This window comes from Flavobacterium sp. NG2 (assembly GCF_034119845.1).
Classification (GTDB): Bacteria; Bacteroidota; Bacteroidia; order Flavobacteriales; family Flavobacteriaceae; genus Flavobacterium.
The window spans coordinates 3,258,706-3,283,729 of the sequence record NZ_CP139420.1; the positions used below are offsets into that span (position 1 = coordinate 3,258,706).

22 protein-coding genes are annotated in these 25,024 nt (G+C 33.0%); 9 read left to right on the plus strand and 13 right to left on the minus strand.

All coding sequences use genetic code 11. From position 1 onward, the window contains the following. The first annotated feature begins 84 nt into the window (after window positions 1-84). Complete coding sequence (locus SLW70_RS13260; RefSeq protein WP_320889010.1) at window positions 85-825, plus strand: acyl-[acyl-carrier-protein] thioesterase; 741 nt, start codon at window positions 85-87, stop codon at window positions 823-825. Here SLW70_RS13260 and SLW70_RS13265 read toward each other — a convergent pair. Continuing rightward, entirely contained in the window at window positions 822-1,391 is a 570-nt protein-coding gene (locus SLW70_RS13265; protein ID WP_320889012.1) for a uracil-DNA glycosylase family protein, read from the minus strand. The two genes, SLW70_RS13260 and SLW70_RS13265, sit on opposite strands and share 4 nt — an antisense overlap. 191 nt (window positions 1,392-1,582) lie before the next feature. Between SLW70_RS13265 and SLW70_RS13270 the strand changes: the two genes are divergently transcribed. After that, window positions 1,583-1,816, plus strand: coding sequence for a thioredoxin family protein (locus tag SLW70_RS13270; protein WP_320889014.1), 234 nt, complete (start codon window positions 1,583-1,585; stop codon window positions 1,814-1,816). A 180-nt stretch (window positions 1,817-1,996) separates the two neighbouring features. Then, window positions 1,997-2,605 carry a MarR family winged helix-turn-helix transcriptional regulator gene (locus SLW70_RS13275; RefSeq protein ID WP_320889016.1) on the plus strand — a complete coding sequence of 203 codons (609 nt, stop codon included), beginning with the start codon at window positions 1,997-1,999 and terminating at the stop codon, window positions 2,603-2,605. Window positions 2,606-2,656: 51 nt separating this feature from the next. On the opposite strand, the gene SLW70_RS13280 is transcribed toward SLW70_RS13275, so the two are convergent. From SLW70_RS13280 to SLW70_RS13320, 9 genes are all read right to left on the minus strand, one after another. Next, on the minus strand, window positions 2,657-3,364 hold the full coding sequence (locus SLW70_RS13280; protein ID WP_320889018.1) for a response regulator transcription factor: 708 nt from the start codon (window positions 3,362-3,364) through the stop codon (window positions 2,657-2,659). A gap of 3 nt (window positions 3,365-3,367) precedes the next feature. Further along, window positions 3,368-4,948: a HAMP domain-containing sensor histidine kinase gene (locus SLW70_RS13285; protein WP_320889020.1), complete on the minus strand. Its 1,581-nt coding sequence runs from the start codon at window positions 4,946-4,948 to the stop codon at window positions 3,368-3,370. Window positions 4,949-5,007: 59 nt separating this feature from the next. Next, window positions 5,008-5,604 (minus strand): dephospho-CoA kinase, encoded by a 597-nt coding sequence (coaE, locus tag SLW70_RS13290; RefSeq protein WP_320891799.1) that lies wholly within the window; start codon window positions 5,602-5,604, stop codon window positions 5,008-5,010. 191 nt (window positions 5,605-5,795) lie between these two features. After that, window positions 5,796-6,794: a glycosyltransferase gene (locus tag SLW70_RS13295; protein WP_320889022.1), complete on the minus strand. Its 999-nt coding sequence runs from the start codon at window positions 6,792-6,794 to the stop codon at window positions 5,796-5,798. 323 nt (window positions 6,795-7,117) lie between these two features. Further along, the gene (locus tag SLW70_RS13300; protein WP_320889023.1) at window positions 7,118-8,317 is read right to left on the minus strand and encodes a hypothetical protein; all 1,200 of its coding nucleotides are present in this window, start codon (window positions 8,315-8,317) and stop codon (window positions 7,118-7,120) included. A gap of 115 nt (window positions 8,318-8,432) precedes the next feature. Next, window positions 8,433-9,110 (minus strand): metal-dependent hydrolase, encoded by a 678-nt coding sequence (locus SLW70_RS13305; RefSeq protein ID WP_320889025.1) that lies wholly within the window; start codon window positions 9,108-9,110, stop codon window positions 8,433-8,435. Between the two features lie 169 nt (window positions 9,111-9,279). Beyond that, window positions 9,280-10,242, minus strand: coding sequence for a 1,4-dihydroxy-2-naphthoate octaprenyltransferase (gene menA, locus SLW70_RS13310; RefSeq protein WP_320889027.1), 963 nt, complete (start codon window positions 10,240-10,242; stop codon window positions 9,280-9,282). An 85-nt stretch (window positions 10,243-10,327) separates the two neighbouring features. After that, on the minus strand, window positions 10,328-11,158 hold the full coding sequence (locus SLW70_RS13315) for a 1,4-dihydroxy-2-naphthoyl-CoA synthase (RefSeq protein WP_320889029.1): 831 nt from the start codon (window positions 11,156-11,158) through the stop codon (window positions 10,328-10,330). Window positions 11,159-12,054: 896 nt separating this feature from the next. Then, window positions 12,055-12,918 (minus strand): S1 RNA-binding domain-containing protein, encoded by an 864-nt coding sequence (locus SLW70_RS13320; protein WP_320889031.1) that lies wholly within the window; start codon window positions 12,916-12,918, stop codon window positions 12,055-12,057. A 479-nt stretch (window positions 12,919-13,397) separates the two neighbouring features. Here SLW70_RS13320 and SLW70_RS13325 point away from each other — a divergent pair, with 479 nt between their 5' ends. The 4 genes from SLW70_RS13325 (at window position 13,398) to SLW70_RS13340 (ending at window position 17,551) form a co-directional block, all read left to right on the plus strand. After that, the gene (locus tag SLW70_RS13325; RefSeq protein ID WP_320889033.1) at window positions 13,398-14,573 is read left to right on the plus strand and encodes a DUF4062 domain-containing protein; all 1,176 of its coding nucleotides are present in this window, start codon (window positions 13,398-13,400) and stop codon (window positions 14,571-14,573) included. Between the two features lie 134 nt (window positions 14,574-14,707). Continuing rightward, the gene (locus SLW70_RS13330) at window positions 14,708-15,397 is read left to right on the plus strand and encodes a tetratricopeptide repeat protein (RefSeq protein ID WP_320889035.1); all 690 of its coding nucleotides are present in this window, start codon (window positions 14,708-14,710) and stop codon (window positions 15,395-15,397) included. A 654-nt stretch (window positions 15,398-16,051) separates the two neighbouring features. Further along, window positions 16,052-16,438 (plus strand): VOC family protein, encoded by a 387-nt coding sequence (locus SLW70_RS13335; RefSeq protein WP_320889037.1) that lies wholly within the window; start codon window positions 16,052-16,054, stop codon window positions 16,436-16,438. A 159-nt stretch (window positions 16,439-16,597) separates the two neighbouring features. Next, entirely contained in the window at window positions 16,598-17,551 is a 954-nt protein-coding gene (locus tag SLW70_RS13340) for a Fic family protein (protein WP_320889039.1), read from the plus strand. Window positions 17,552-17,873: 322 nt separating this feature from the next. Here SLW70_RS13340 and SLW70_RS13345 read toward each other — a convergent pair whose 3' ends face one another. Then, window positions 17,874-18,755: an NAD(P)-dependent oxidoreductase gene (locus SLW70_RS13345; protein WP_320889041.1), complete on the minus strand. Its 882-nt coding sequence runs from the start codon at window positions 18,753-18,755 to the stop codon at window positions 17,874-17,876. Between the two features lie 576 nt (window positions 18,756-19,331). Here SLW70_RS13345 and SLW70_RS13350 point away from each other — a divergent pair. Continuing rightward, window positions 19,332-21,029 carry a chondroitinase-B domain-containing protein gene (locus SLW70_RS13350; RefSeq protein ID WP_320889043.1) on the plus strand — a complete coding sequence of 566 codons (1,698 nt, stop codon included), beginning with the start codon at window positions 19,332-19,334 and terminating at the stop codon, window positions 21,027-21,029. A gap of 174 nt (window positions 21,030-21,203) precedes the next feature. On the opposite strand, the gene SLW70_RS13355 is transcribed toward SLW70_RS13350, so the two are convergent. Beyond that, on the minus strand, window positions 21,204-22,565 hold the full coding sequence (locus SLW70_RS13355) for a transposase (RefSeq protein WP_320888441.1): 1,362 nt from the start codon (window positions 22,563-22,565) through the stop codon (window positions 21,204-21,206). A gap of 570 nt (window positions 22,566-23,135) precedes the next feature. Continuing rightward, window positions 23,136-23,546: an OsmC family peroxiredoxin gene (locus tag SLW70_RS13360; protein ID WP_320889047.1), complete on the minus strand. Its 411-nt coding sequence runs from the start codon at window positions 23,544-23,546 to the stop codon at window positions 23,136-23,138. Between the two features lie 589 nt (window positions 23,547-24,135). On the opposite strand from SLW70_RS13360, the gene SLW70_RS13365 reads away from it, so the two are divergent. Then, window positions 24,136-24,903: an NYN domain-containing protein gene (locus SLW70_RS13365; protein ID WP_414458227.1), complete on the plus strand. Its 768-nt coding sequence runs from the start codon at window positions 24,136-24,138 to the stop codon at window positions 24,901-24,903. Window positions 24,904-25,024 lie beyond the last annotated feature (121 nt).

Genomic DNA, 25,024 nt, shown 5'->3' on the forward strand with positions numbered 1-25,024 from the left:
AAAATCCAATACTATAAACCAAATTCTAATACTGAACAAATACCTTTTAACCAATAACACATAACTTTTAACTAAAACCAAAAAATGCCACTATCATCTCTATTCACCTCTGTTTACAGCAAAGAATATGAAATCAATTTCACTCAATGCTTACCATCTGGATGTTTAAAATATACTGAATTATGCAATTTATTGCAACTTACAGCCGCTACGCATGCAGATTTAGGAGGTATTAGTTTTAGTGATATGCAAGAATTTAATCAAGCTTGGGTTTTGAGTAGAATGCGTGTAGAGATCACAGCTTTGCCACAATGGCGCGACGTAGTGACAGTAAAAACTTGGATTAACACATTAGAGAATTCACGTTCTATACGTGCATTAGAAATGTATGTCAATGGAAATAAAATCGCAGGATGTGAAACCTTTTGGGCTGTTTTTAATACTGAAAAACGGCGTCCAGAACTACTGAATTTACCTCACGATCATTTTGAGTTATTCCCCGACCGTAAAGCAACTGCAGAAGCATTTTCCAAAATTGATATCAATCCTGAAAAAGAAGAAGTGTTTGAAAAAACAGTGATTCTGTCTGATTTGGACATTGTCAACCATGTCAATAATGTCAAGTACTTAGAATGGTGCATGGATTTAGTAGATGAAAAAATCATCTTAAATCAAGAAATAAAAAGCTTCGAAATGAATTTCATGAGAGAACTATCACTCAGAGATAAGGTTGTGATTCATGAAAACGTTTCCGATGAATCCATCGTTTTTAGCATCACTAAAGAAGACAAAAACTGTTATGCTTTACAGCTAAACTTGGTTTAAATCACTTCTTTTACAATATTTCTAAGAACAGGAATGACTTCCTCTTCAAACCAAGGATTATTCTTTTGCCAAATTTTATTTCGAGGTGAGGGATGTACTAATGGCAAATAGAGTGGTAAAAACTGATGGTAATTTTTGATATTATCCGTTATTCTAACACTGCTTTGTTCTTTTAAATATCGCTTTTGAGCATATTGACCTATCAAGATTATCAACTTCACTTCCTTCATTTCCTGTAATAATTGTGGGTGCCATAAAGGAGCACATTCCGGACGAGGAGGCAAGTCTCCACTTTTTCCTGAACCCGGAAAACAAAAACCCATTGGTATCAATGCAAATAACTTAGGATTGTAAAACTGCTCATCTGTTACCTGAAGCCAACGTCTTAACTCTTTACCACTTTGATCATCCCAAGGAATTCCTGATTCTTGTACTTTCCTTCCTGGAGCTTGTCCTATAATTACAATTTTTGATGTAGCACTTGCTTGAACAATTGGGCGGGGTAAAAATGGTAAATAGGATTCACAGACTCTACAACTTTTTATATTTTCTAGTAATTTTTTCATTCTTGCTTTGGATACAATGATTAATCTAATTTAATAAAAATACCCTTCCTTAGTTTTTACGCTATTTAGTTTTCTTGTTAAGAACGTTAAAATTTAAATAAATATGCTCTATTTTTTATTATTTGTTAGGACAACTAACTAACTTTGTATTGTACTTTAACTATCACTTAATAACCTTAAAAAATACTATCATGAAAAAATCAATTTTTTACCACGCAGGTTGTCCAGTCTGTCTTAGTGCAGAACAAGACATTATCGAATTAATTGGTCAGTCAAATGTTGAAATAGTACATTTGGGTGAGGAAAAAACAAAAATTGACGAAGCTGTAAAAGCTGGAATCAAAAGTGTACCCGCACTGGTTACACCAAACGGCAATGTACTCCACATCAATTTTGGAGCATCTATCGCTGATGTAAAAGGATAAAATAATACAACCCTAATCCGCATTGGAACACAGAGCTGTCGGAAGAAAGATCTATGTAAAAAAATTAATAAAAACCTAATGCAGATTTTGAGTTAAAAATTATTTTTTAATAATTAAATTTAGGATTACTAACTTTGAGAACCGAAAGTACACTACTTTCGGTTCTTTATATAAAATAGTATGGAAAGTATCTTTAATTTAGACCATCAAAATTCTAATCTCGATAACAAAATTATTGCGGGCTTAGAACGTATTTCGCAAGTTTTTAAAACCTTACTTTGGGAAAAATCTAAAACTTTAAATTTAAGTCCAATACAAATTCAACTACTTATTTTTATCCAATATCATTCCGATAAAAAAAATACTGTAAGCTATTTGGCTCAAGAGTTTAATGTTACAAAACCTACTATTAGTGACACCATTAAAACATTGGAACAAAAACAACTCATCACTAAAGTTACTGACAAAAAAGACAGCCGCAGTTTTAGTATTAAAATTACAGCATCAGGGCAAAAAATAGTCGCAGAAACAGAGGATTTCATCAACCCTCTCAAGAAAATCATTGAAAAATCAAATCCTGACGACAAATTGGTTTTATGGGATACCATTACCACTATGATTCAGCAATTGAATCAATTACAAATCATAAGTGTACAAAGAACTTGCTATAATTGCCGTTATTATAGTTTAAACGAAGGAAATTCGTTTTGCAACTTACTCCAACAAAAACTAAAAAAAGAAGATATTCGTATTGACTGTCCTGAATTTGAACAAAATACCACAAACTAATCTTCATCTTAATTCAAAAAAAAAGCTCCGATTTCTCGAAGCTTTCTAATATTAGTCTTTTTTAACCACTAGTCTAAATCCTTCACCATGAATATTCAGGATTTCAACATTTTCATCTTGTTTAAGGTATTTACGTAATTTTGCAATATATACGTCCATACTACGTGATGTGAAATAATTGTCATCTCTCCAGATTTTAGTCAAAGCTAACTCCCTTGGCATTAAATCATTTTCGTGAAGAATCAACATTTTTAATAATTCGTTTTCTTTTGGAGACAACTTTATTGGCTCTTGATTGTCAAAAGTTAAGAATCGTAGTTTTGAGTTCAAGTGAAATTTACCCACATTAAATTCAAATTGTACTTGCTCAGCTTTTACATCAGAAGATTTACGTTGGATAATCGCTTTTATTTTCATCAACAACACTTCTGAATCAAAAGGTTTGTTTAAATAATCATCAGCACCTGCTTTGTATCCTTTCAAGACATCTTCTTTCATTGACTTAGCCGTTAAGAAAATAATAGGCACTTCGCTATTTTTTTCTCTAATTTCTTTTGCCAATGTATAACCATCTTTATAAGGCATCATAACATCTAGGATGCATAAATCATAATTATCTTTCTTGAATTTTTCGAAACCTTCCATTCCATTTTTTGCCAAGGTAACATCAAAGTCATTTAGCATTAAATAATCTTTTAGGACTGCTCCAAAATTTAAATCGTCCTCAACTAAGAGTATTCTTTTATTTATATTTTCCATATCTTAATTAATTAGGGGTATTTTTATTATAAAGGTACTTCCTTTTCCCTTTTCACTTTCTACATAAACTTGACCATTATGGTCTTCAACAATTCGTTTTACATATGCCAATCCAAGACCGTGCCCTTTTACATTGTGAATATCACCAGTATGTTCTCTGTAAAACTTTTCAAAAACTCTTTTTTGAGCTACCTTACTCATTCCAAGTCCTTTATCCTGTACTTTTATCAAAATCATATCTTTAATATTTTCTGTAAAAATATCTATCTCTGGTGGCTCTGGCGAATATTTAATAGCATTTTCTAATATGTTAACGATGACGTTTGTAAAATGTCCTTCATTAACCAAGACACAACTACGACTCGCTTCAAAATGACTGGTTATGGTTCCTTTTCTATCTTCCAAAATTAAGCTAACATGCTCGATTGCATCTTCTATAATTTCTTCAATATTAGTAGATTCCTTTTCAATATCTAGTTCTTTTTTCTCTAATTTCGAAATACGCAAGACATTCTCAACTTGAGCATGCATTCGCTTATTTTCATCCCGAATCATCTGTAAATACTTAAAGACCTTTTCTTTGTCTTCAATAATTTTCGGATTCTTTATCGCATCTAAGGCTAGGTTAATCGTAGCAATAGGTGTTTTAAACTCATGCGTCATATTATTAATGAAATCTGTTTTGATTTCTGAAATCTGACGCTGTCTAATCAATTGATTCAAAGCACTTGTATAGGCAATCAGAATGATTAAAGTAAAGATAATCGATAAGACGGTGATACTTACTAATTCTGACAAAAGAAACTTCTTTTTATTAGGAAACATCACAAACAGCTTGTATTTTTCGTTTCCTTCATTATCTGTAAATATAGGAATAGAATATCCTTCTTCCTTATTACAAAAGCCGCTTGATTTTATCTTTGACTCAACACCATTATTATAAATTGCGAATTCAAACTTAGTATTAACGCCGTATTGCTCTAATTCTTTTTTAATTAATTTATGCAATTTTTCATTTGTAATACGCTCTTCCAAAGGCATAACCGAAGCAATATCTTTAAAAAAGATTTCAAATTGTGCGTTATCAAGGATATCTAAACTCCCTGTTTTTTCAATTTTAACATTTGGTGTTAATTCTTGCTGAAAGTTCGGCTTATCAATACTGCTATTGTTATAAACCTCTGTTACTCGCTTAGAGCTAAAATTTTTAAATCTTTCGCTATTAAATTTTTTATCAAAGAACGATGAGGAAATATTATAATCTTCAGAAATGACACTGTTTGAATAAACAATAGTTTCATTTGTTTTTGGATTTTTTTGTACATAATAAAATTCTAACAAATCATCTTTTTGCGGAATTTTACCTGTACTATCCTTGTAATGGTTGTATTTATCGTAAAAACTATACGCTTCTTGCTTTTGCAATTTATCAGCCACATTACCGATTACTTGCTTGACATGAAATTTGAATTGTTCGTCATTATTCTTAAACGAAGTATTAAACCAATACACCTGAACAAGAATTATGCCTATTAAAGACAAACTCATCAATAAAACCAATAATCTAAAAAACAATTTATTCATCGAAACAAATTTAGTATTTTAACATTATGAAGAATAATGCATTAACCAAAGATTAACATTTAAGATTCTTTTTGTTTAATCTTCAAAATTTTAAGAATTTCATCTATTTTTCTTTTAGCTTCATCTAAATCAGAGTTCTCGATAACATAATCACTTTTTGAAATTCGTTCTTCATCAGTCCATTGCGCTTCCATACGCTTTAAAATGTGTTCGCGTGAACTCTTATCACGTTTCATAACTCGCTCTATTCTAATCTCTAACGGAGCTAGTACACTGATTATTATATCGAAATTTTTATACGAACCGCTTTCAAATAAAATTGCGGCTTCATAAATCACATAGGGGAAGTCTTTTTTTTCAGCCAACCATTCTTTAAAATGTGCTTTAACAGCTGGATGAATAATAGCATTTAGCTGTTTTAATTTTTCGGCATCGTTAAACACAATTTCAGCTAATTTTTGGCGAACTAAAATATCGTTTTCAAAAATAGTTTGTCCGAAGGTATTTTTTATAGCTTGAATCACAGCCTCTGATTGCATGATTTTACGTGCTTCATCATCAGCTATATATATAGGTAGCCCTTTTGACTGAAAATAAGTAGCTATTGTTGTCTTGCCACTTCCAATACCTCCTGTTAATCCAATCGTTTTCGTCATTTTATTAATTTCAATTAAATTCAAAAGTATAGATTTTAGCTAAAACAGCTTGAATATATAAAAACTCTAGCCACAGATTAAAAGGATTAAAAAGATTAATCTGTGCCAATCCATTTAATCTGTGGCTAAAAATTAACTTTATAAACATAAAGTCTACTTACTAATTATATTAGCTTCCTATATATAGTGATTTACTTTTTAAAGAATAATTCCGGGAAAGCAGTTTCTGGTTTTTGTTTTAATACAATCACCTTAATATAGGACTCCATAAACCCTAGTCCGTAACCGTAAAATTGTTTCCAAGCAGCTACTACTGATAAATACCCAATTTTAGGATTTTTATTTTTTATTGTTGACGCTACAAACAAAATCAAAAAGTACACAAAATACAATTTCAACAAAAAGTCATTCGCAAAAATCAACATAAAAACGGCTATAAAAAAACCGATGATAAATAATGACGGAAAAAAGAAAGTAAGCTTATTATATTTAGGATACCAACTATTCAATATAGGTCGGGCTTTCCCAAATTTACTCACCTGAATAGTGAATTTATCCCAATCAATACGACGTTTATGATAGACAAAGGCTTTTGTAAAAAGTCGGGTTTCGAAACCTAATTCCCATAAACGAATTGACAAATCTGGGTCTTCACCTGGGTGAATATTTCCAAAACCATTCGAAGCTTCAAAAGCTTTGCGTGACAAGCCCATATTGAAACTACGGGGTTGAAATTTTCCAATCTTCTCTGAGCCACCACGGATTCCACCAGTAGTTAAGAAAGAGGTCATCGTAAAATTAATGGCTTTTTGGATATCCGAAAAACTATCCAGTGCCGCATCAGGACCACCAAAACAGTCTACATAATTCGATTGTAATTCGGCTGCTACTTCATCTAAGTATTGTTTAGGAATAATACAATCCGAATCAAAAATGATAAAATAATCTCCTTTGGCCTTTTGCATTCCGTAATTTCTAGAATCTCCAGGTCCTGAATTTTCCTTGTAGTAATACGAAATAGATAATTGGTTGGTGAATTTACTCACTACCTCCTCACAACGAAGCGTAGAACCATCCTCTACCAAAACAATTTCAAAAGGTGACTTATAAGTAGTTTGCACTAAACTTTCTAAAAGTTCTTCTACTTCGTCTGGACGGTTATAAACCGGAATTATCAAAGAAAACAACATATTCTTGAGTGGAATTAATTTTTAACAAAGATATACTTTATAGCTATAAAAAAACAGTATGAAAATAGTTTAACCACAAAGAGCCACAAAGGGATGCACAAAGATTCACTACATTTTTTTTTATTTCCGTTCCGTCATGAAATAACGGATTGAAATGATCAAATTAATTATAGACTGTTGATTAACGATTTTTGACCCGAGCGTCAGCGAACAGGTGAAGCATTTCAGATTTTGCGTTAGCACATAAAAATTCATTGACTTTATCAGGTTCGCACATCTAAAATCAAAAATCGTTAATCTACCTTCAAAAATCTTTCTAAAGCTTATTTAAACAACTTCAAAACCCTATCAAAATCTCCAGATGGTAATCCTAATTTTTGGAAAAACATAAAATCGTCTTTTACTTTTTGAGTCCAACTTAGGCTATCCGTAAGGTTTTGCGTTTTGTATTCTTTATAAATTGATTTGGCTGCGGAATAGTTATCATTCAATAAATAAGCGTGCGCTAAATTAAGCTTAACAAACAATTCGGTACTGTCTTTTTGTTCTCCTTCTTTTAAGTATTTGAGCGCCTTTCCGTATTGTTTGGTAATCAAGTAACAATACCCCAAATTGGAGTAATCTAAAACACTGCCTTGATTGTCGTTGATGATGGTGCTGTAGTTTTTGATTGCTAAAGCATAATCTCTTTTTTTGACAGCTGTAGCTGCCGCAGAACGTAAATCAGCATAAACAGTTTTAGAAACTGTGGTTTCACCATAACAAGCGTTTCCAAAGTCTTTATAGATTTTGGATTGTTCGATGGTTAGTAATTTTTGAAATTCGTCAAAACGGTATTCTTTTTGGATTTTTTCTTCCAAACAAATACAAAAATCATCCGAATTGGTCATTCTACTTGCTAAAGCCGAAGTTTTGCATTGATTGATGATGAATTTTCGGTTTTCGACAGTCCAGCCACGACTGAGTTTGCTATCGACCCAAGGCACAATTTCGAGAATTATTTTTTGTTTCATAATCCAATTGGTGCTTTCAAAACCAAACCAAATAGTCCCCGAATTGTATTTCAAACAAGTCGATTTATCAATAGAAAGTCTTTTAGCATCTTTGCTTACTGGTGTGTCTTGCACCAAACAAGCGTCAATGGTTTTGCCCGATTTTTGATAGTCGGTTGCGGCTTCTTTGTTATTGAATATGGCGTATTTGCATTTGTCGTCTCCTGAAATTTTAGACATCAAAAACACAGCTCCCGCCGAACCTTGACTAATTCCTGTTGGGTCAGGAATAGCCTTTAGAATGGAAGTCAAACTCCCCGCCATTTGTTGGTTTTCATCCAGCAGCGTAATCCTATAGATAAGTTCAGTGGTTCCAGTAGGCAAATCATCGGTTTTGATGACAATGCGGTCGCGTGCCGAAACTTTAATTTCTTTGGTAATGGCACGGTCTTTATCCCAATAACCTTCTTTTTGAGCAAAAACCGACTGAAAACAAATGCTAACGAATAGCAATAAAAATATTTTTCTCACCTATAAATGTGTTTAATAACGATATGCCCTAGCCCTGATGGAAGCGGCATCCTTTTTATTTTTTTTTTCAAAAATAAAAAGATATAGCGGACAGCAGGATTAAGCTCCAAAAAAATTATAATTCGATGCTTTCGCCAATGGCCAACAACATTAAATCTTTGTCTTTATCAAAGAACTTTTGAATGGCTTCCTTGTGATTAATTTCGATATAACCGAAAGTGTCGTAATGAATCCCGAGCACTTTGTCGCACTGCACGAAGTCTGAGGCGATGATGGCGTCCTCAACATCCATGGTGAAGTTGTCACCAATAGGTAAGATTGCCAAGTCTAATTTGGTACGCATTGGAATCAATTTCATATCCATTGTCAAGGCGGTGTCACCTGCAATGTAGATGTTTTTACGTTCACCCTCGATGACGAAACCTCCAGGATTACCGCCGTAAGTACCGTCAGGAAATGAGCTAGAATGTACTGCATTGACATATTTTACTTTTCCAAAATCAAAATCCCAGCTTCCGCCGTGGTTCATAGGATGGGCTGTAAAACCTTTGGATGCGTAGTAACCTGCAATTTCAGCATTTGAAACAATCACAGCATCTGTATTTGAAGCAATGGCTTCGACATCCAAAACATGATCTCCGTGTGCGTGGGTTAACAAAATATAATCTGCCTTGAGCGTATTGATATCAATATGAGCCGCTTTGGGGTTTCCTGTAATAAATGGGTCTACTATAATATTGACATTTCCAACTTGTATTCCAAGGGATGCATGACCGTAAAATGTTATTTTCATTTGTATCTTTTTACTAATTACTACTCATGCGAATCATGAATTGAATTTATAACTTTTGGTTTTCAAAGCAAACCTTACAGGTTTTTAAAACCTGTAAGGTTTAACACTAAGAACTATAGGATACTATTTCAACCCTTGATTCGCAGTACTCACTAATCACTCTTTAAATCTATCTTCCTCCTAAAAACAAGTTCACTAATATATCCGAAAAGAAGAAAATTATGCACAATGAAAGTAACACAGCCAAGGCAAATGTACTCAAAGCCAGTTTCTTTAATTCAGGATCTAGGTCTTTAGGATTTTCATTCTTAGAGACCGTATGCAAATGTTTAAGTAAAGGAATAAAGGTTACTAAATAGATATATTGATCAAATTTAAAATTACTTAAGATAGAGAAAATAAGTACGGAAACCATCGCCGATACAATCAAAAAATAGTGATAAATTTTAGCTTTGGCACCTCCAATTTTAACTACAATGGTATTTTTATTTGATTTTCTGTCCGATTCTTCATCACGCATATTGTTCAAGTTTAGCACTCCAACACTTAACAATCCAATAGCCGCAGCTGGTAGAATAAGCAACGCATCGATTTCCTTAGAATACAAGAAATTCACCCCTAAAGTACTGACCAAACCAAAAAATACAAACACAAACAAGTCACCATAACCACGATAACCGTAAGCCGTATTCCCAACAGTATAACGAATAGCCGAAATAATAGCCAAAATCCCTAATCCTAAAAAGAACAGTGTATAAAAAATATTGGTATCCGTAAAGGCAAAGTAAATCAATAGGACAGCAGAAAGTAATGTCAACATAGCCGTAATTACGATGGCTTGCTTCATTGCTTTACGCGATATCACACCACTTTGAATAGCTCGTTTAGGCCCTACTCTATCGTCATTATCCGTTCCTTTGACTCCATCACCATAATCATTGGCGAAATTAGAAAGGATTTGCAGTCCTAAAGTCGTCAATATGGCAAAACCAAAGAGTCTCCAGTTGAATACTTCAGTTGGGGTTAATATATCAGTTGTGGGGTGTGCAAGTGCATACATACTCCCTACGATTATCCCAGATACTGATAATGGTAAAGTACGTAGTCTTGCTGCTTCAATCCAATGTTTCATTTTATTTGTTTTGTTTGATTTTGTTTCAAGTTTAAGGTTTCAAGTTAACTTCTAACAAGGTTAAACTTGAAACTTGAAACTCTTTTTATGGCAACCACTTTTTCTCAAAGTTTGGTTTTCTTTTTTCTAGGAAGGCGTTGCGTCCTTCTTTAGCTTCTTCGGTCATGTAGGCAAGTCTTGTGGCTTCTCCAGCAAAAACTTGTTGGCCAACCATTCCATCATCAGTAAGGTTCATGGCAAATTTCAGCATTTTGATTGATGTTGGCGATTTAGCCAAAATTTCTTGAGCCCATTCGTAAGCGGTATCTTCTAGTTCGTCATGCGGAATAACAGCGTTGACCATTCCCATTTCAAAAGCTTCTTGAGCGGAATAATTGCGACCTAGGAAGAAAATTTCTCTAGCTTTCTTTTGCCCTACCATTTTGGCAAGGTACGCAGAACCGTAACCACCATCAAAACTAGTAACATCAGCATCCGTTTGTTTGAAGATAGCGTGTTCTTTACTTGCCAAGGTCATATCGCAAACTACATGTAAACTATGCCCTCCTCCTACTGCCCAACCTGGAACAACTGCAATAACGACTTTAGGCATAAAACGAATGAGACGTTGTACTTCAAGAATATTCAAACGGTGTTGCCCATCTTCACCTACATAACCTTGATGGCCACGAGCGTTCTGGTCACCACCACTACAAAAAGAATACACACCATCCTTAGTAGAAGGACCTTCAGCCGAAAGCAAGACTACCCCTATAGAGGTATCCTCTTGAGCATCGTAAAACGCATCGTATAATTCAGAAGTAGTTTTAGGGCGGAATGCGTTTCGTACATTCGGACGGTTAAAGGCGATTCGCGCCACACCGTTGCATTTCTTATATGTGATATCTTCGTATTCTTTGGCAGTAATCCAATCCATGCTAAAATTCGTTTAATAATTACAGCGTAAAAATAAATCATTTTTTTGCATTTACTACTATTAAGCACCTATGAAAACCCAGTAATCTTTATCCCGTTAAACGCTAAAAACTGTTAAAAAACAAAAAATAAAATGCGTTTTGTATGTTTAAATATATTTTTTTTACTAATTTAGACATAGTTAGTTAGCGCATTGGTCAAATATTTACAATCCTAACTAGCTAGAGCATACTTCACTGATTTATTAACCTAAAAAAAGAATATTTGAAAAACACATCAAGCTTTATCACTCTTTTTTGTACGGTACTAAATTTAATCATCCGAAGAGAAGAGCCCATGAGGGAAGCACTAGTTTTTATGACGATTGACCGGAAGTAGCACCTATGGTTACCCTGTTGGATTACTATACTTGATTATACAAAAAATCATTAAAATGAATAAGTAAAATCCAAAGACGTCAAACCCAACCTGCGGTTAAAATGTGAAATGGCTTCATTATAAATTGTAGTCGCTAAAAAAGATAAAGAAAGAGTACGAGAACGAAACTTTTAAAGTTTCATTTTATTAAACATATACAGCAATTCCAAAATAAGAAAGGCTGTAAAAGAGAAAGACTAACCCGCAAGGATTAGTCTTTCTTTTTTTGCATAAGTTTCTGAGATTCTAAGTTGCTAAGCTTTTTCTTCAATACCTTTTTGCGGATCAATCCTAAATACGTCAGTTCGAGTGAATTTTCAGAAAATGCGAATAGCTTTTTCAGAAAATTTGTATCGAGAACCTTTTTCAATAAAAAACTACTATTGTATTACTTATACCATTTAAACGTAGAAAGTCCTGAGATACTAAGATTCTATGTCAAATCGTATTTTTCGATTAAACAATTAAACGAATAAGCGATTAACCATTCTGCTGCTCAATCAAATAAATCCCGTCATCCTTAATCTCAATTCTTTTTTCACGGTACAAAGCACCAATGGCCTTTTTGAATGTTTTCTTACTCATCTTCAAAACCGTTTTGATGTCTTCAGGATGTGAGTTGTCGTTCAAACGAAGGAATCCACGGCTTGCTCGCAATTCGTCCAATATTTTTTCGGCATTAGGCTCTACGTTTTCGTAGCCCTGTATCTGTAACGAAACATCAATTTTGTTATCAGGACGAATGTTTTTGATGTATCCACGCATACGGTCTCCCGTACGAATCGCATCATCATAGACCTCATCCTTGTACAACAAGCCTTTGTGTCTTTCGTTGATGATGACATTAATCCCCAGTTCAGTGATGTGCGACACAATCAAATCGACTTCTTCGCCTTTTTCAACTGTCAAGACATCGTTTTTCAAAAACTGATTCGTTTTACTCGATGCTACCAAACGGTTTGTTTTCTCGTCCATGTACAAATACACCAGGTAACGTTTCCCTTTTTCCATCGGGCGGGCTTGCTCCTTAAACGGAACCAGAATATCTTTTTCCATTCCCCAATCCATAAAAGCCCCTACTTGGTTGACATAATTTACACGCAAAAGCGCAAATTCATTCAACAAAATATAAGGTTCTAATGTAGTGGCAACAGGACGCTGCTCGTGGTCAAGATAGACAAAAACGATAAGCTCCTCGCCTATATCGAAAACCTTGGGCACATATTTATTTGGCAATAAGACATCGTGAATTCCCTCTGGATCTTTTTCTGGATCCCCCAGAAACAACCCAACTTGAGTATCACGTAAAATCTTCAATGCATTGTATTTTCCTAATTTAATCATGGTATGCTATTTTCTAAAGGCGCAAAGGTACGAACTTAGAAAATAGCAACAGCTCCCTTTGTTGCAATTCCGCTTATATTCGTTTTTAGGAGCTGAAAATCCCGTTTTTCAAAACCAGCTTCCCTCCTGCTATCGCCTTTATCTCCTTCCGCTCCGCTGCAGGAGGATATCGACTCAAACGAAGTTCACTGAACTCCGATTAAAGTCAATATAAGTGAAGTAATCAGGGCTAGATAGGACGTGTTTATTTCCATAATATCAGACTGCAAAATATCTTACAAATAAAAAATCCTTTTGATGATTTGTAAGAAAAAAATAATATATTTGAAAATAAATAAAGTATGACACTTGTTATACACATGTACCCATATTTGTTGGGTGGCTTTGTATGGTTTTGTCATACATATATACAAGTTAGCAGTAACTTTCTCTCACGCGACATCCCAAACTAATTGATTGAAAATTTAAATAAAAATTATATGCCAGAATTAATCACAAAGTATAGAATATTTCTAGCCTCTCCTTCAGATCTTTATGACGAAAGAGAATCTATTAATGATGTCATAAAGGAACTGAATTTGACATATGGTAATCAAAACAATATAGTTTTAGAATTATTAAAATGGGAAACAAATTCTGCACCTGCAATAAGTAATAATGGAGTGCAAAATATAATTAATAATGACATACCAACTTACGATTTGTTCATTGGTTTATTATGGATGCGATTTGGAACACCAACAAGTGAATTTGGATCTGGAACAGAAGAAGAATTTAATATAGCATATCAAAAATTTCAAGAAGATAATAATTCAATTCAAATTTTACTATATTTTAAAAATGCTACACCAAAATCTTTAGATGATATAAACACAGAACAATTAGGGAAAGTAAAATTATTCAAATCATCATTAGGAGAAAAAAACGTACTTTATTGGGACTTTATTGTAAAGGAGGAACTTAGCAGGTTTTTAAGGATACATATACCTACACGAATTGAAAATTTAAAATCTAAAAATACCTATGAAACTATAGAAAAAAAGATTCCTTCTGAAACTGAACAGAGAGAAATTATAGAAATTGAGGAAGAATTGGGCGTATTAGATTTTCAAGAATTAATTGAAGAAAGCTTTGCAACCTCTACACAATCTTTGACAATAATTTCAGATGCAACGTCTTGGATTGGTTCAGAGATGAATAAAAAAACTAGTGAAATTAATAAATTAGTTGCTAAAAATAAAAATCAACCACTATCTATAAAAGTGCAAAGAAATATATTTGAGCGTACAGCAGAAAGTATGAATAATTTTGCTCAAAGAATTGAACCTGAAATACCAATTTATATGACTAATTTTGAAAAAGGAATAGACTCTTTTTCAAAATTAATAATGATTTACAAATCAGATTTTGATAATAAAAAAGAGGATATTATTGAGGCTAGTGATTCATTAGATTTTTTAATAGCCCAAATAGAAAAATCTCTAATAAATTTACAGGAATTTTTAACGTCAATTGAGCAACTGCCAAAAATGTCGAAAGAAATAAATAATGCAAAACGAAATGTAGCGAACAAACTTTCTGATTTTATAACTAATCTTAAAATGAGCGTAACTTTAGGAAAAGAAGTTCATAAAAACATCAATCTAAAAGAATAAAAGCTACTGCTAACCGCCATTTTGATATAGCTGGAATTTAGTGGAATTACCGTTTCGCATCAAGTTTTCGTTAAGCCGAAAATTGAGCGATTACAAACTTCCAGCCATCTCAAAGTGGACTTACGTTGTAAGTAATGCAAAAAAACCAAATATACATACTACTGACTTTCATAATATTCATCTCTTGTGATTTAAAAACAGCAGATGATTACTATAATATTGCATTCGATTTAGAGCAAAAAGGAGAATATGAAAAAGCAATTCCATTTTTAGATAAAGCAATTGAAAAGAACCCAAAATTTCGACCTGCACTATTAAACCGAGGAGCTGACAAATCTGAAATTGGAGACTACAATGGAGCTATTAAGGACTATCAAAAAATTATAGCATTTGAACCAAACAATACATTGGTTTTAATGAACATCGGAAACAATCATAAAAGACTTAAACAATACGAAAAGTCAATTGAATTTTATACAAAAGCATTAAATACAAAAGGAGCAATTAAATCTGATAGCACATACTTGATTATCAATTTACCAAATGAATGGGATAAAGATTCTGACTATTATGTTCGGAAATACGAAATTCAATACGAACGCGGTATTTCATATGTCTACTCAAAAAAATATTACCTTGCAATAACGGACTTAATAGAAGCAATGAAATATGTAGAAGATTTGCCAAATGCAATGAGTTGGACAGGAGAAGCATATTATCATTTAAACGATACGATTAATGCACGTAAGTATTTGACAGAAGCATCGAAATACGGAATGTTAGACGCAAAAGAATTATTAGATAAAATTGAGAAGAAAAAATGAGTTTGATATTAAATATTTTTAAATGGGTTTTAATAACCCGCTTCGCAAAGTCTCATGACTTTGCGAAATTTTCAAAATCGACTTATTAAATAAATTCGTCCCAAAGTCTCCTGACTTTTGACTAATCTTGTTAATTGCATTGAGCGAATGATGCTGGATTCAAAACGTCAATAATTCGGTTAATAACTGTATCAATTAGTAGCCTCTTAAAAATAACATTTTGTGCAAAAGTCAGGAGACTTTAGAACGATTTCGTTTATAACAACATTTTAAAATTGCGCAAAGTCTGAGACATTTGCGCAGCACGTGTAATAATGTTAGGTACAGTTCGACCTGTGTAACAATTCCTTGATTAGTTGCATATTTAAACATCTAGCTATTCTCTCTAACAATAAAATTAATTACTTATATTTGATTGAACTAAATGTTAGTTTTATTCACAGACTGACGTTATCATACATTTGAAAAAAGCTACTCAGGTCAAATCGATAAGCTAAAAATTAGTAAAATCGAATTTTCGTTCTGAAAAAACAAAAAAAGTTAACAACTGATAAATAGTATCAAAAACAACTATTTTAGCTCAAAATTCAAATTGACCTGAATAGTTACTAACTTTCAATTAAATAATTTTCTATCTCCTAATAAAATTTAATAATGCCTAATTTCTCATTTAACCACTTAGCACTTTCTGTAAAAGATGTTAACGAATCAGTCGAATTTTATCAAAAATTATTCAAACTTGAAGAAATTAAGAATACAGCTTCTGACTCTAAAACAAGGTGGTTGTCATTAAATGAAGGAAAACAACTTCACCTTATTCCTCATCCAAATTCTGAAATAAAAATTAATAAAGCTGTTCATTTTGCTTTATCTACCTCTGATTTAGATTCCTTAATAGATAATCTAAATAATTTAAAAATTGAATTTTCTGACTGGAACGATGTCCCGAATAAAATTTACGTTCGAAAAGATGGAATTAAACAGATTTACTTTCAAGACCCAAATGGATACTGGATAGAAATAAACAATGACGTCAAATAAAAACCTATATCAAGTATTCTAATTAACTAAACCAATACTATCAGTCTGAGCCGCTCCTGCGCGAATCCATTCCCCCATTCTTGCAGAACGTTTGGCAATAAAACATTTGGACGTTCAATTTTAAAAATCTACTTTTGATACTATCAAATGATACTATCAATGAAGCCGCCATATGATATTACTCCAAAAATTCTCAAGTTAATTACTTCCATTTCTGAAAAGCTAGGAGAAGTAAATGCTAATTATCTGAGTAAACAATCTCCGCAATTAAGAAAACAGAATAGAATAAAAACAATTTATTCATCTTTACAGATTGAAGGTAATACACTATCAGAAGAACAGATTACAGCGCTAATAGACAATAAAAGAATTATCGGTCCAGAAAAAGATGTTTTAGAAGTGTTAAACGCTATAAAGGTTTACGAAAAACTTAATGAATACAAATACAATTCGGATAAAAGCTTCTTAAAAGCCCATCTTTTATTAATGAACGGATTGATTGAAAGTGCTGGGAAATACAGGACAAAAGGAGTTGGAATAGTTAAAGGAAATAAAGTGGAACATGTTGCTCCTCCATTTGAAAATGTTTCTTTTCTTATGAAAGATTTGTTTGATTACCTCAACGATTCTGAAGAATTAACCTTAATTAAAAGCTGTGTTTTTCATTACGAAATGGAATTCATTCATCCATTTTTAGACGGTAATGGTAGAATGGGAAGATTGTGGCAAACTTTAATTTTAATGAACCAATATCCTGTATTTGAATTCTTGCCTTTTGAAACTTTAATTAGCCAAACGCAGGATGAATATTACAAATCTCTTGCATTGAGTGATAAAGCTGGAAAATCAACATTCTTTATTGAATATATGCTTGATGTAATAAACAAATCTCTTGAGAACTTACTTAATTACAACAATAGAGTTTTAAAAAATACAGATAGATTAGAATATTTCTTAAAACTTGGATTAAAAGAATTTACCCGAAAAGATTATATGAATACTTTTAAAGACCTATCATCAGCAACTGCTAGTAGAGATCTAAAAAAAGGAATGGAATTACAACTGTTTGAAAGTAGCGGAAACCTAAATAAGACAAAGTATATAGTAAAATAATTAATGTTGCTCCTCTCCGAAAAGTCTTCAGACTTTGAGACTTTAAAAGCGGTAATAAAACGGATATGCTTCTCAAAGCCTTCTGACTTTTCTCTCCTTCAATTTTAGCCTAACGCACAAAACTATAATCACTTACATTTTCGGAATAAAATAGTTAGTTGATTACGGGAATAGTTTGCGTAAGCTCTTAAAATAGGTGCTTAAAGAATAAAACAATCAAAAAAAAAAAACCACCAAAAACCAACTCTTTCGATAATTGATTTTTAGTGGTAGTGTATTTTTAATCTTATTTTCGTTCAGCTTAAAAAACTCGTTTTTACAACTATTTTTGTAGCTTCATGAAGTAATCGAAAATCTCTGGAACATTTCCATTCCCCATATCAGCACTTACAGCCGCTTTAAGGTTTGTAGAAGTAGCTTCAGCAATTAGAGAAGTTGTACCAAGATCATTCATCATTTGTACAAAATACCCCAAATCTTTGTTTGCATTATTGATAGAGAAACCTAAATCACTAACGTTGTCTACAGCATAATTTTTACAGAACTTCATAAACGGAGAGCTAGAAGGACCAGTAGACATAATATCAAACAATAACTGCGTGTCTACACCAGCTAATTTCGCTGCTGCGAAAGCTTGTGACATAGCAACCACAGTTGTCATTCCCATAAAATTGTTGATCAATTTAGTCGTATGACCAGCACCAAGAGCTCCTAGGTAGAATACATTCTCACCTTGTTCTTCAAGAACTGGTTTTACTTTTTCGAAAGTCTCCTTATCTCCAGCAGCCATGATATTAAGCAGTCCGTCTTTTGCATGTGCAGGAGTGCGTCCCAGTGGGGCATCTATCATACCAGCTCCCTTTTCGGCTAAGTCTTTACCAATCTTGATAGTTGATGCAGGAATTGAAGTTCCAAAATCAACCAAAACAGCTCCTTTTTTAATTCCAGCTAAGATACCTTCTTCACCGTAAATCACCTTTTCAACAACTGCAGAAGTTGTAAGGCACAACATTACGATATCACTTTTTTCAGCTAATTCTTTAGGAGTAGAAGCTTCAGTTGCATTACCGCGCGCGATAACTTTGGCAACCTCATCCTTATTAAGATCCATTACTACTAATTCGAATCCTCTTTTTTGCAGATTTTCAACCATGTTTCCGCCCATAAGGCCAAGTCCGATAAATCCGATAGTCAGTTTTTTCATATATACTATTCTATTGTTAGTGCAAAGATATACAACTGTTTACAATAATAATTCATTCGGTTAATAAAAGTGAAATCCTTAAAATTTTAATAGAAAATTTTTAATTATATAAAAAATTAAATAAAAACGTTACGAATTAACAACTTTCCTAAAAAACACAAAAAATCAATTCGGTATCAATAATGTCTAAAACACTGTATATGGCATCATCTATAATTCATTTTCTACCAAAAATTTCCACACTTTTACCAATTTTATTTTAATAAACATAGGCTTTACATAATGAGTTATTGCTCAACCAATTAGTCGCTTATTTTATATCTTTCAAAAATAGTTTAAACACATAATTGCTGTAAAAACTATTTAAACTAATTTACGTATTTTTTATGTGTTGCAAGCGTTAGCTGAAGGAGTCAATTTGGTGCGAATATGGGGAATTTCACCCAACGCGTTAATTCATATAAAAACTACATATTCAACAAGTTAAAAACCAAAATTTATGATTTACAGAATAATTGTTATAACTTTAGAAAACGAATAAAATTCGGAATACATTTTACAACTAACAAACCACCTATGTTAAAAAAAATCTTCACTGCATTAGTATTATTTTCGGTTTCTATTGGTTTTTCGGCCACAATTACTGTGAATTCTCAAGCTAGCTTTGACTCAGCTCATAATTCAGCGGCATCGGGTGATATCATAAAATGGAGCTCAGGCACCTTTTCTAACATATACATGAATATCACTAAAAGCAATATTACAGTTACTGCTGTTACTCTTGGCGAAGTAATTTTCAATGGAAATTCGCGTGTTACGATGTCTGGGAATTCTATCAATTTTAGTGGATTTCAATATAAAAATGGAAACATAGGAACCAATAATGTTATTAGTATTTCTGGGAGCAACACTATTGTTTCGGACATCAATATTTCGGGATATACCAGTTATAAGTATTTAATAATTCAAAATGCCTGTCAATATGTAACCGTAAAGTATTGCAATTTTGAAAATAGAATAAATACCCCCGATCAAAATATCCTATCAATTTTAGTCGGGACGAATCCTTGTTATCACAAAATACAATACTGTTCCTTCAAAAACTTTGTTGGAAGCAACTATGGCGGTGACGCTGGCGTTGAACCTATTCGAATAGGAGTTAGTACCACAGCCGCCAACCAAAGTAGGTCTATTGTAGAATATTGCTATTTCACCAAATGTGATGGTGATGGCGAAATTATATCGCACAAAGCAACGCAATGTATTTATAGATACAACACATTCATGGACAATCCTTATGGTGAATTGGTGCTTCGCCATGGTGACCAAGCTATTGTTTACGGAAACTTTTTTATAAAAAATAAAGGTGGCGTTCGGGTTCAAGAAGGAAAGAATCACATACTTTACAACAATTATTTCAACGAATTAGCAGATAGATCCATATTTATTCCTGCAGACGACACCGATAGAGTCGAAAATGTACTTGTCGCCTTTAATACTATCGTCAAAAGTGCCTATGTAATATTAGGAAGTAACAATCCTACCTATGACCCCATAAATATCACCCTAGCCAATAACATCTTTTTCGAATCCACGAAAGGTAGTTTATTCATAAATGCCACTGGAACCGAAACTTGGATAGGAAATATTGCAAATGGAACTTTAGGAATTACACCACCTAGCAGCGGTATTACAGCAATAAATCCAAATCTAAGCCTTAATCCTGAAGGTTATTATAGTTTGGCAGCTGCCAGTCCAGCGATTAATGCAGCACAATCCATGAGTCTTCCATTATCTACAATACCCAATCTAACCTACGACCATGAGATTAAACTAGACATTATAGGAACAACAAGACCTTCATTAATTACATCAAAGGATGTTGGTTGTGAGGAATATGATGCAAGCGCTACAATACAACCATATGTTACCGAAAAGAATACTGGTCCAAGGTATTTGATGCCGCCATTAAGTACCCAAAATTTTATAAAAACAATAGGGAGTGATATCATCATATACCCAAATCCTACTATTGAAGACAGCCTCAATATAGAATTTAACCTTAATCAAGAAATCAATTTGGATGTTGAATTATACGACCTAAATGGAAAATTAATAAATACGATTATAAACAACCAGTCATTCGAAATAGGATTCCATTCATTGTCTCATGAGGTTAATATTAGTTCTGGTATTTATATGATCCAAATAACAGCAAAAGATAAAACTGGAAATGTAAAAGCCACCAAAGTGGAGAAACTTATCAAAAAGTAGCACTCTTTAGGCACATTCAGAAGTAATCCTATTTTTTCCAAGAAATAAAAAAAATGACCAAATTTCAGTTTCAAAATTGGTCATTTTTATTTTTCACGGACTCTGATGTATCAAAAAAGTCTTTTTTAGGTATTGACTAGACGCACGTTCTCCACGGAGGTGTTTTTTGTTTTTTTAGGCTGCTAAAATTTGTTGCTGCTTGAGAATTCTTCTTCCTATTTCCAGGGCATTTCCTGTATGTATTCCGAAGAAGATCCAAAGCATTTCACTTTTTTGGGTTTTGGCTTTTATCTTTTTTAGATTGTAATGTTCTTTCTCTTTTCCAAAACTTCCTTCTAATCGAGTGGAGCGTTCTTTTTTGATTTCTTTAGCTAAGATTTTACGCTGTTCTTCATTTTTGCCAGCTTTTCCTTTTCGCACAAAATCGGTTTGGATGTTGTTTGAAGTGGTGAATGTTCGATTTTTATTGGTGGCATAAATTGCATCAGCACCAAGCATTTTTACTTTAGTTTTGGTTAAGTTTTGAGCGCAAAAAACCGTGCTTTGAAGACGTGTACCTTCATTGAAAGCTCTGTACTGAATATGTTCTATAAAATTAATTCCATCAATTTGGATTTTGTTGACTTTGGCTCCAAATTCAACTTGTTTTACTTCCTTACCTCTTACAATAGGTCTAATATAGCTTTTACTAATACTTATTATTCTATCTGGAACACTTTTGCCTGTTTTAAAAATTTGAGACTGTTGTTGATACACCTTAGCGATTAGAGAACGTTGGTTTTTGTATTTTTTAGTAGCTTCAAAAGAATTTTGATTCTCAATTTTATTGAGTTCAGCGTTAAGTTTGTACAATAATTTCAACAGTCCTCTGGTTACTTTTGTACGGTGTTTTGATTGCTTTTTTCTTTTTTTAGAATATTCATTATAGCGTCTACACCAATCCAAATACTTGGTTCTTGGTAACTTGATTTTTAACATACCACATAAGGCTTCCATTTGTTTGTAATTCCATTGTACGCATTCCCATAGTAGTTTTTGATTAGTTGGAAAGCGTACCTCGCTTTCGTAACAAGTGGCATCGGTAAAAATTTTATCCAAATCACTCATAAATGGAATCCAGTTTTTAGCTAATATTTCTTGACTCTTTCGAATATTTAAACCTTTGGAGAGTTCCATTCTGATTTGGCTCACGATTTTAAAATTAGTCAGGGGCTTGTCTATAGGAATTAGAATGTCGCAAAAAAACTGCATGAAAATATTACCGTTCAAAAGCTCAATAAGTTTTTTATCCGAGCAACCGTAGTAATTTTTTAACATCATCAGGGCAATCTTACCCTTGGGACTAAAATAACAATGAGTCCCTTTGTTAGAATCTTTCAATTTGAAGGCTTGACTAAGCTCAGAAAAAGGCATTGAAAGGTATATTTTACCCAAATCCGTTTTTAAAAATTGGGCGTAAAAACTATCAAAATTTTCATTGATAGTAAAAATTGAAAATTTGTATTGAAATTCGCTTAAACGTACTATTTTTGCCATCACACTTTAAAAGAAAACCCCGTTTTTGACTCGTTTTGAGCAATTTCGGGGTTTGTTTCTTCTAAAATAACATCTATTTTACTGAAAAACAACTTTTTGTGTTATTATGAATGTGCCTCTTTAAATGAGTACAAAGTTTAAAAATGGATTTACTGCAATACTAGTAATAACAATACATCCATTATTAAAACACAATGCGACTAGGTACGATGTAGGCTAGAAACTCAGACTTATTTTTGCTTATCATTATTTGATGACAGGATAACTAAAATAAAAATCCGATTCCTTGGTATGAAGCAATCGGATTGTTTTTATGTTTCTATTCGTAAAAATACAATTAGTAAAAGCCGTTGAAAAAAAATAATTTGATATTTTTAACCAATGGTCGTCTTGAACTTATCAAAAATGTACTGTAAACAAGGCCTTCAACAAACTCAGGACAGGCATAGTTCAGACTGCTGTTTTGGTTCTAAAAAACTTTAGACTTAAATTGGAATAACCTAATTTAAGTGAATCTGATAAATTACACCCCAGGGGTTCGATACAATATATTTTGAATAGTTATTATAATTAATGTAATGTCGCTTCTGAAGTAATTTCAGCAGTAAACAATTTTGAAATAGGACAGTTCAATTCGGCTTTAGTCACTAATTCTTGAAAGACTTCGTTCGAAATCCCTTTTACTTTAGCGTTTACTATCAAATGAGAACCGATAATAGTTCCTTCTACTAAGTTGATTACACATTTAGTTTCAATACTCTCAATTTCATATCCCCCTTCACTGATAAAAGCAGACAGCTGCATCGTAAAACATCCCGAATGAGCTGCTGCGACTAATTCTTCTGGATTAGTTCCTACCCCTTCCTCAAAACGGGAATTAAAAGAATACTGAGTGTTTTCTAAGGTTTTACTTTGTGTAGTTAATACTCCTGCTCCTTCTTTTAAGGAACCTTTCCAAACTGCGGTTGCATTTCTTTTCATAATTCTAAGTTTTTCTGTTTTCTCAAATTTACTTCTTTAAAATGAAAACTTTTATAGTTCAAAGGCTTTTTTTGAGCGAAAATTCAAATCAACATCCTAAATAAAAAAAATGGAATAGATTACAATGGAGAAATTTTTAGAACACAGATTGAACAGATAAAATAATTTTAGCAGATTTTTTATCAATCCTTGGGCTACACTTAATTGTACTTTAAAATAATTTACAGCCAATCTTATCTGCTCTTAGTTGACTTTTATGTTTTAAAACTCAACATACCGATGACAATTACTTTTTTTTTGAGTTAAAGTAAAAACACTCTCGAACTTTAATGAACCGAAACTAAATTGAAGGGACAGGATTCTTGCACACATTCTTAAAAAACGCTTTCGTTCTTGTCTAGCCCAGGTGGGAACGGCATCCTCTAGCTCCGGGGTTCGGAGCTAGAGATACAGTGGACAACTGGAGCAATCTTGAATAAAAGTCTGAAAGTGGTGCTCCTAAAAATTGCTGTTAACAAAAGTTTAAATGAAGGAATAGTCTTTTTTAAAACTTAAGAATGATTATCTTTATCACTCTCAAATGAAGATTATGTCACTAAAAGAATTAAAACTCGCCGTACTTATTGATGCTGATAATGTGCCTTACAGCAATGTAAAAGGCATGATGGAGGAAATTACAAAATACGGTACTCCTACCACCAAACGTATTTATGCCGACTGGACGAAACCTAACGCTAACGGTTGGAAAAGTGTTTTACTGGAACACGCCATCACTCCTATTCAACAATACAGTTATACTGTGGGTAAAAATTCCTCGGATTCGGCCATGATTATTGATGCGATGGATTTACTGTATTCTGATAAAGTGGACGGTTTTTGTATTGTTTCTAGTGATAGTGATTTTACACGACTAGCGATTCGTCTTAGAGAATCTGGGATGAAAGTTATAGGGATTGGCGAAAAGAAAACACCCAACTCATTTATTGTAGCTTGTGACCGATTTATTTATATCGAAGTTTTGGATGGTGCCATTAAGAAAAAGACCAAAAAACCTGCCCCCCCTCCTCCTACAGGAGCAAAAAAATCTGCTACCAAGAATTTAAATACAATTGACACCCAAACGATTGACCTTATTGAAGATTCTATTGAGGATATCGCCGACGATAGCGGTTGGGCTTTTCTGGGCGATGTAGGAAACCTAATCGTAAAGAAAAAACCCGAATTTGACCCTCGAAATTATGGTTTTGCGAAACTTACGCCTATGCTTAAATCGTTAACAGATATTCTTGACATTGACGAGAAAGACTCCGACAAAAAAGGAATAAAACATGTGTACGTACGATTAAAACTGAATTAAAAGTTTTGCTATATAGGATTTTTAAGCTCCAAAACGAACTTAGCTCAATTACCTTTTTAAGCACTAAATAAACTCAAATACAAAACCAGCAAACAGAATAAAAAGTAGTTCAACTGGACTA

What these genes read in the sequence shown, in the direction of transcription:
- SLW70_RS13270 (WP_320889014.1), top strand. Translation starts at nt 1,583, where the DNA reads ATGAAAAAATCAATTTTTTACCACGCAGGTTGTCCAGTCTGTCTTAGT.
- SLW70_RS13295 (WP_320889022.1), bottom strand. Translation starts at nt 6,794, where the DNA reads ATGTTGTTTTCTTTGATAATTCCGGTTTATAACCGTCCAGACGAAGTA.
- SLW70_RS13260 (WP_320889010.1), top strand. Translation starts at nt 85, where the DNA reads ATGCCACTATCATCTCTATTCACCTCTGTTTACAGCAAAGAATATGAA.
- SLW70_RS13325 (WP_320889033.1), top strand. Translation starts at nt 13,398, where the DNA reads ATGCCAGAATTAATCACAAAGTATAGAATATTTCTAGCCTCTCCTTCA.
- SLW70_RS13330 (WP_320889035.1), top strand. Translation starts at nt 14,708, where the DNA reads ATGCAAAAAAACCAAATATACATACTACTGACTTTCATAATATTCATC.
- SLW70_RS13335 (WP_320889037.1), top strand. Translation starts at nt 16,052, where the DNA reads ATGCCTAATTTCTCATTTAACCACTTAGCACTTTCTGTAAAAGATGTT.
- SLW70_RS13315 (WP_320889029.1), bottom strand. Translation starts at nt 11,158, where the DNA reads ATGGATTGGATTACTGCCAAAGAATACGAAGATATCACATATAAGAAA.
- SLW70_RS13275 (WP_320889016.1), top strand. Translation starts at nt 1,997, where the DNA reads ATGGAAAGTATCTTTAATTTAGACCATCAAAATTCTAATCTCGATAAC.
- SLW70_RS13360 (WP_320889047.1), bottom strand. Translation starts at nt 23,546, where the DNA reads ATGAAAAGAAATGCAACCGCAGTTTGGAAAGGTTCCTTAAAAGAAGGA.
- SLW70_RS13345 (WP_320889041.1), bottom strand. Translation starts at nt 18,755, where the DNA reads ATGAAAAAACTGACTATCGGATTTATCGGACTTGGCCTTATGGGCGGA.
- coaE (WP_320891799.1), bottom strand. Translation starts at nt 5,604, where the DNA reads ATGACGAAAACGATTGGATTAACAGGAGGTATTGGAAGTGGCAAGACA.
- SLW70_RS13365 (WP_414458227.1), top strand. Translation starts at nt 24,136, where the DNA reads ATGTCACTAAAAGAATTAAAACTCGCCGTACTTATTGATGCTGATAAT.
- SLW70_RS13280 (WP_320889018.1), bottom strand. Translation starts at nt 3,364, where the DNA reads ATGGAAAATATAAATAAAAGAATACTCTTAGTTGAGGACGATTTAAAT.
- SLW70_RS13355 (WP_320888441.1), bottom strand. Translation starts at nt 22,565, where the DNA reads ATGGCAAAAATAGTACGTTTAAGCGAATTTCAATACAAATTTTCAATT.
- SLW70_RS13340 (WP_320889039.1), top strand. Translation starts at nt 16,598, where the DNA reads ATGAAGCCGCCATATGATATTACTCCAAAAATTCTCAAGTTAATTACT.
- SLW70_RS13350 (WP_320889043.1), top strand. Translation starts at nt 19,332, where the DNA reads ATGTTAAAAAAAATCTTCACTGCATTAGTATTATTTTCGGTTTCTATT.
- SLW70_RS13285 (WP_320889020.1), bottom strand. Translation starts at nt 4,948, where the DNA reads ATGAATAAATTGTTTTTTAGATTATTGGTTTTATTGATGAGTTTGTCT.
- SLW70_RS13305 (WP_320889025.1), bottom strand. Translation starts at nt 9,110, where the DNA reads ATGAAAATAACATTTTACGGTCATGCATCCCTTGGAATACAAGTTGGA.
- SLW70_RS13320 (WP_320889031.1), bottom strand. Translation starts at nt 12,918, where the DNA reads ATGATTAAATTAGGAAAATACAATGCATTGAAGATTTTACGTGATACT.
- SLW70_RS13265 (WP_320889012.1), bottom strand. Translation starts at nt 1,391, where the DNA reads ATGAAAAAATTACTAGAAAATATAAAAAGTTGTAGAGTCTGTGAATCC.
- menA (WP_320889027.1), bottom strand. Translation starts at nt 10,242, where the DNA reads ATGAAACATTGGATTGAAGCAGCAAGACTACGTACTTTACCATTATCA.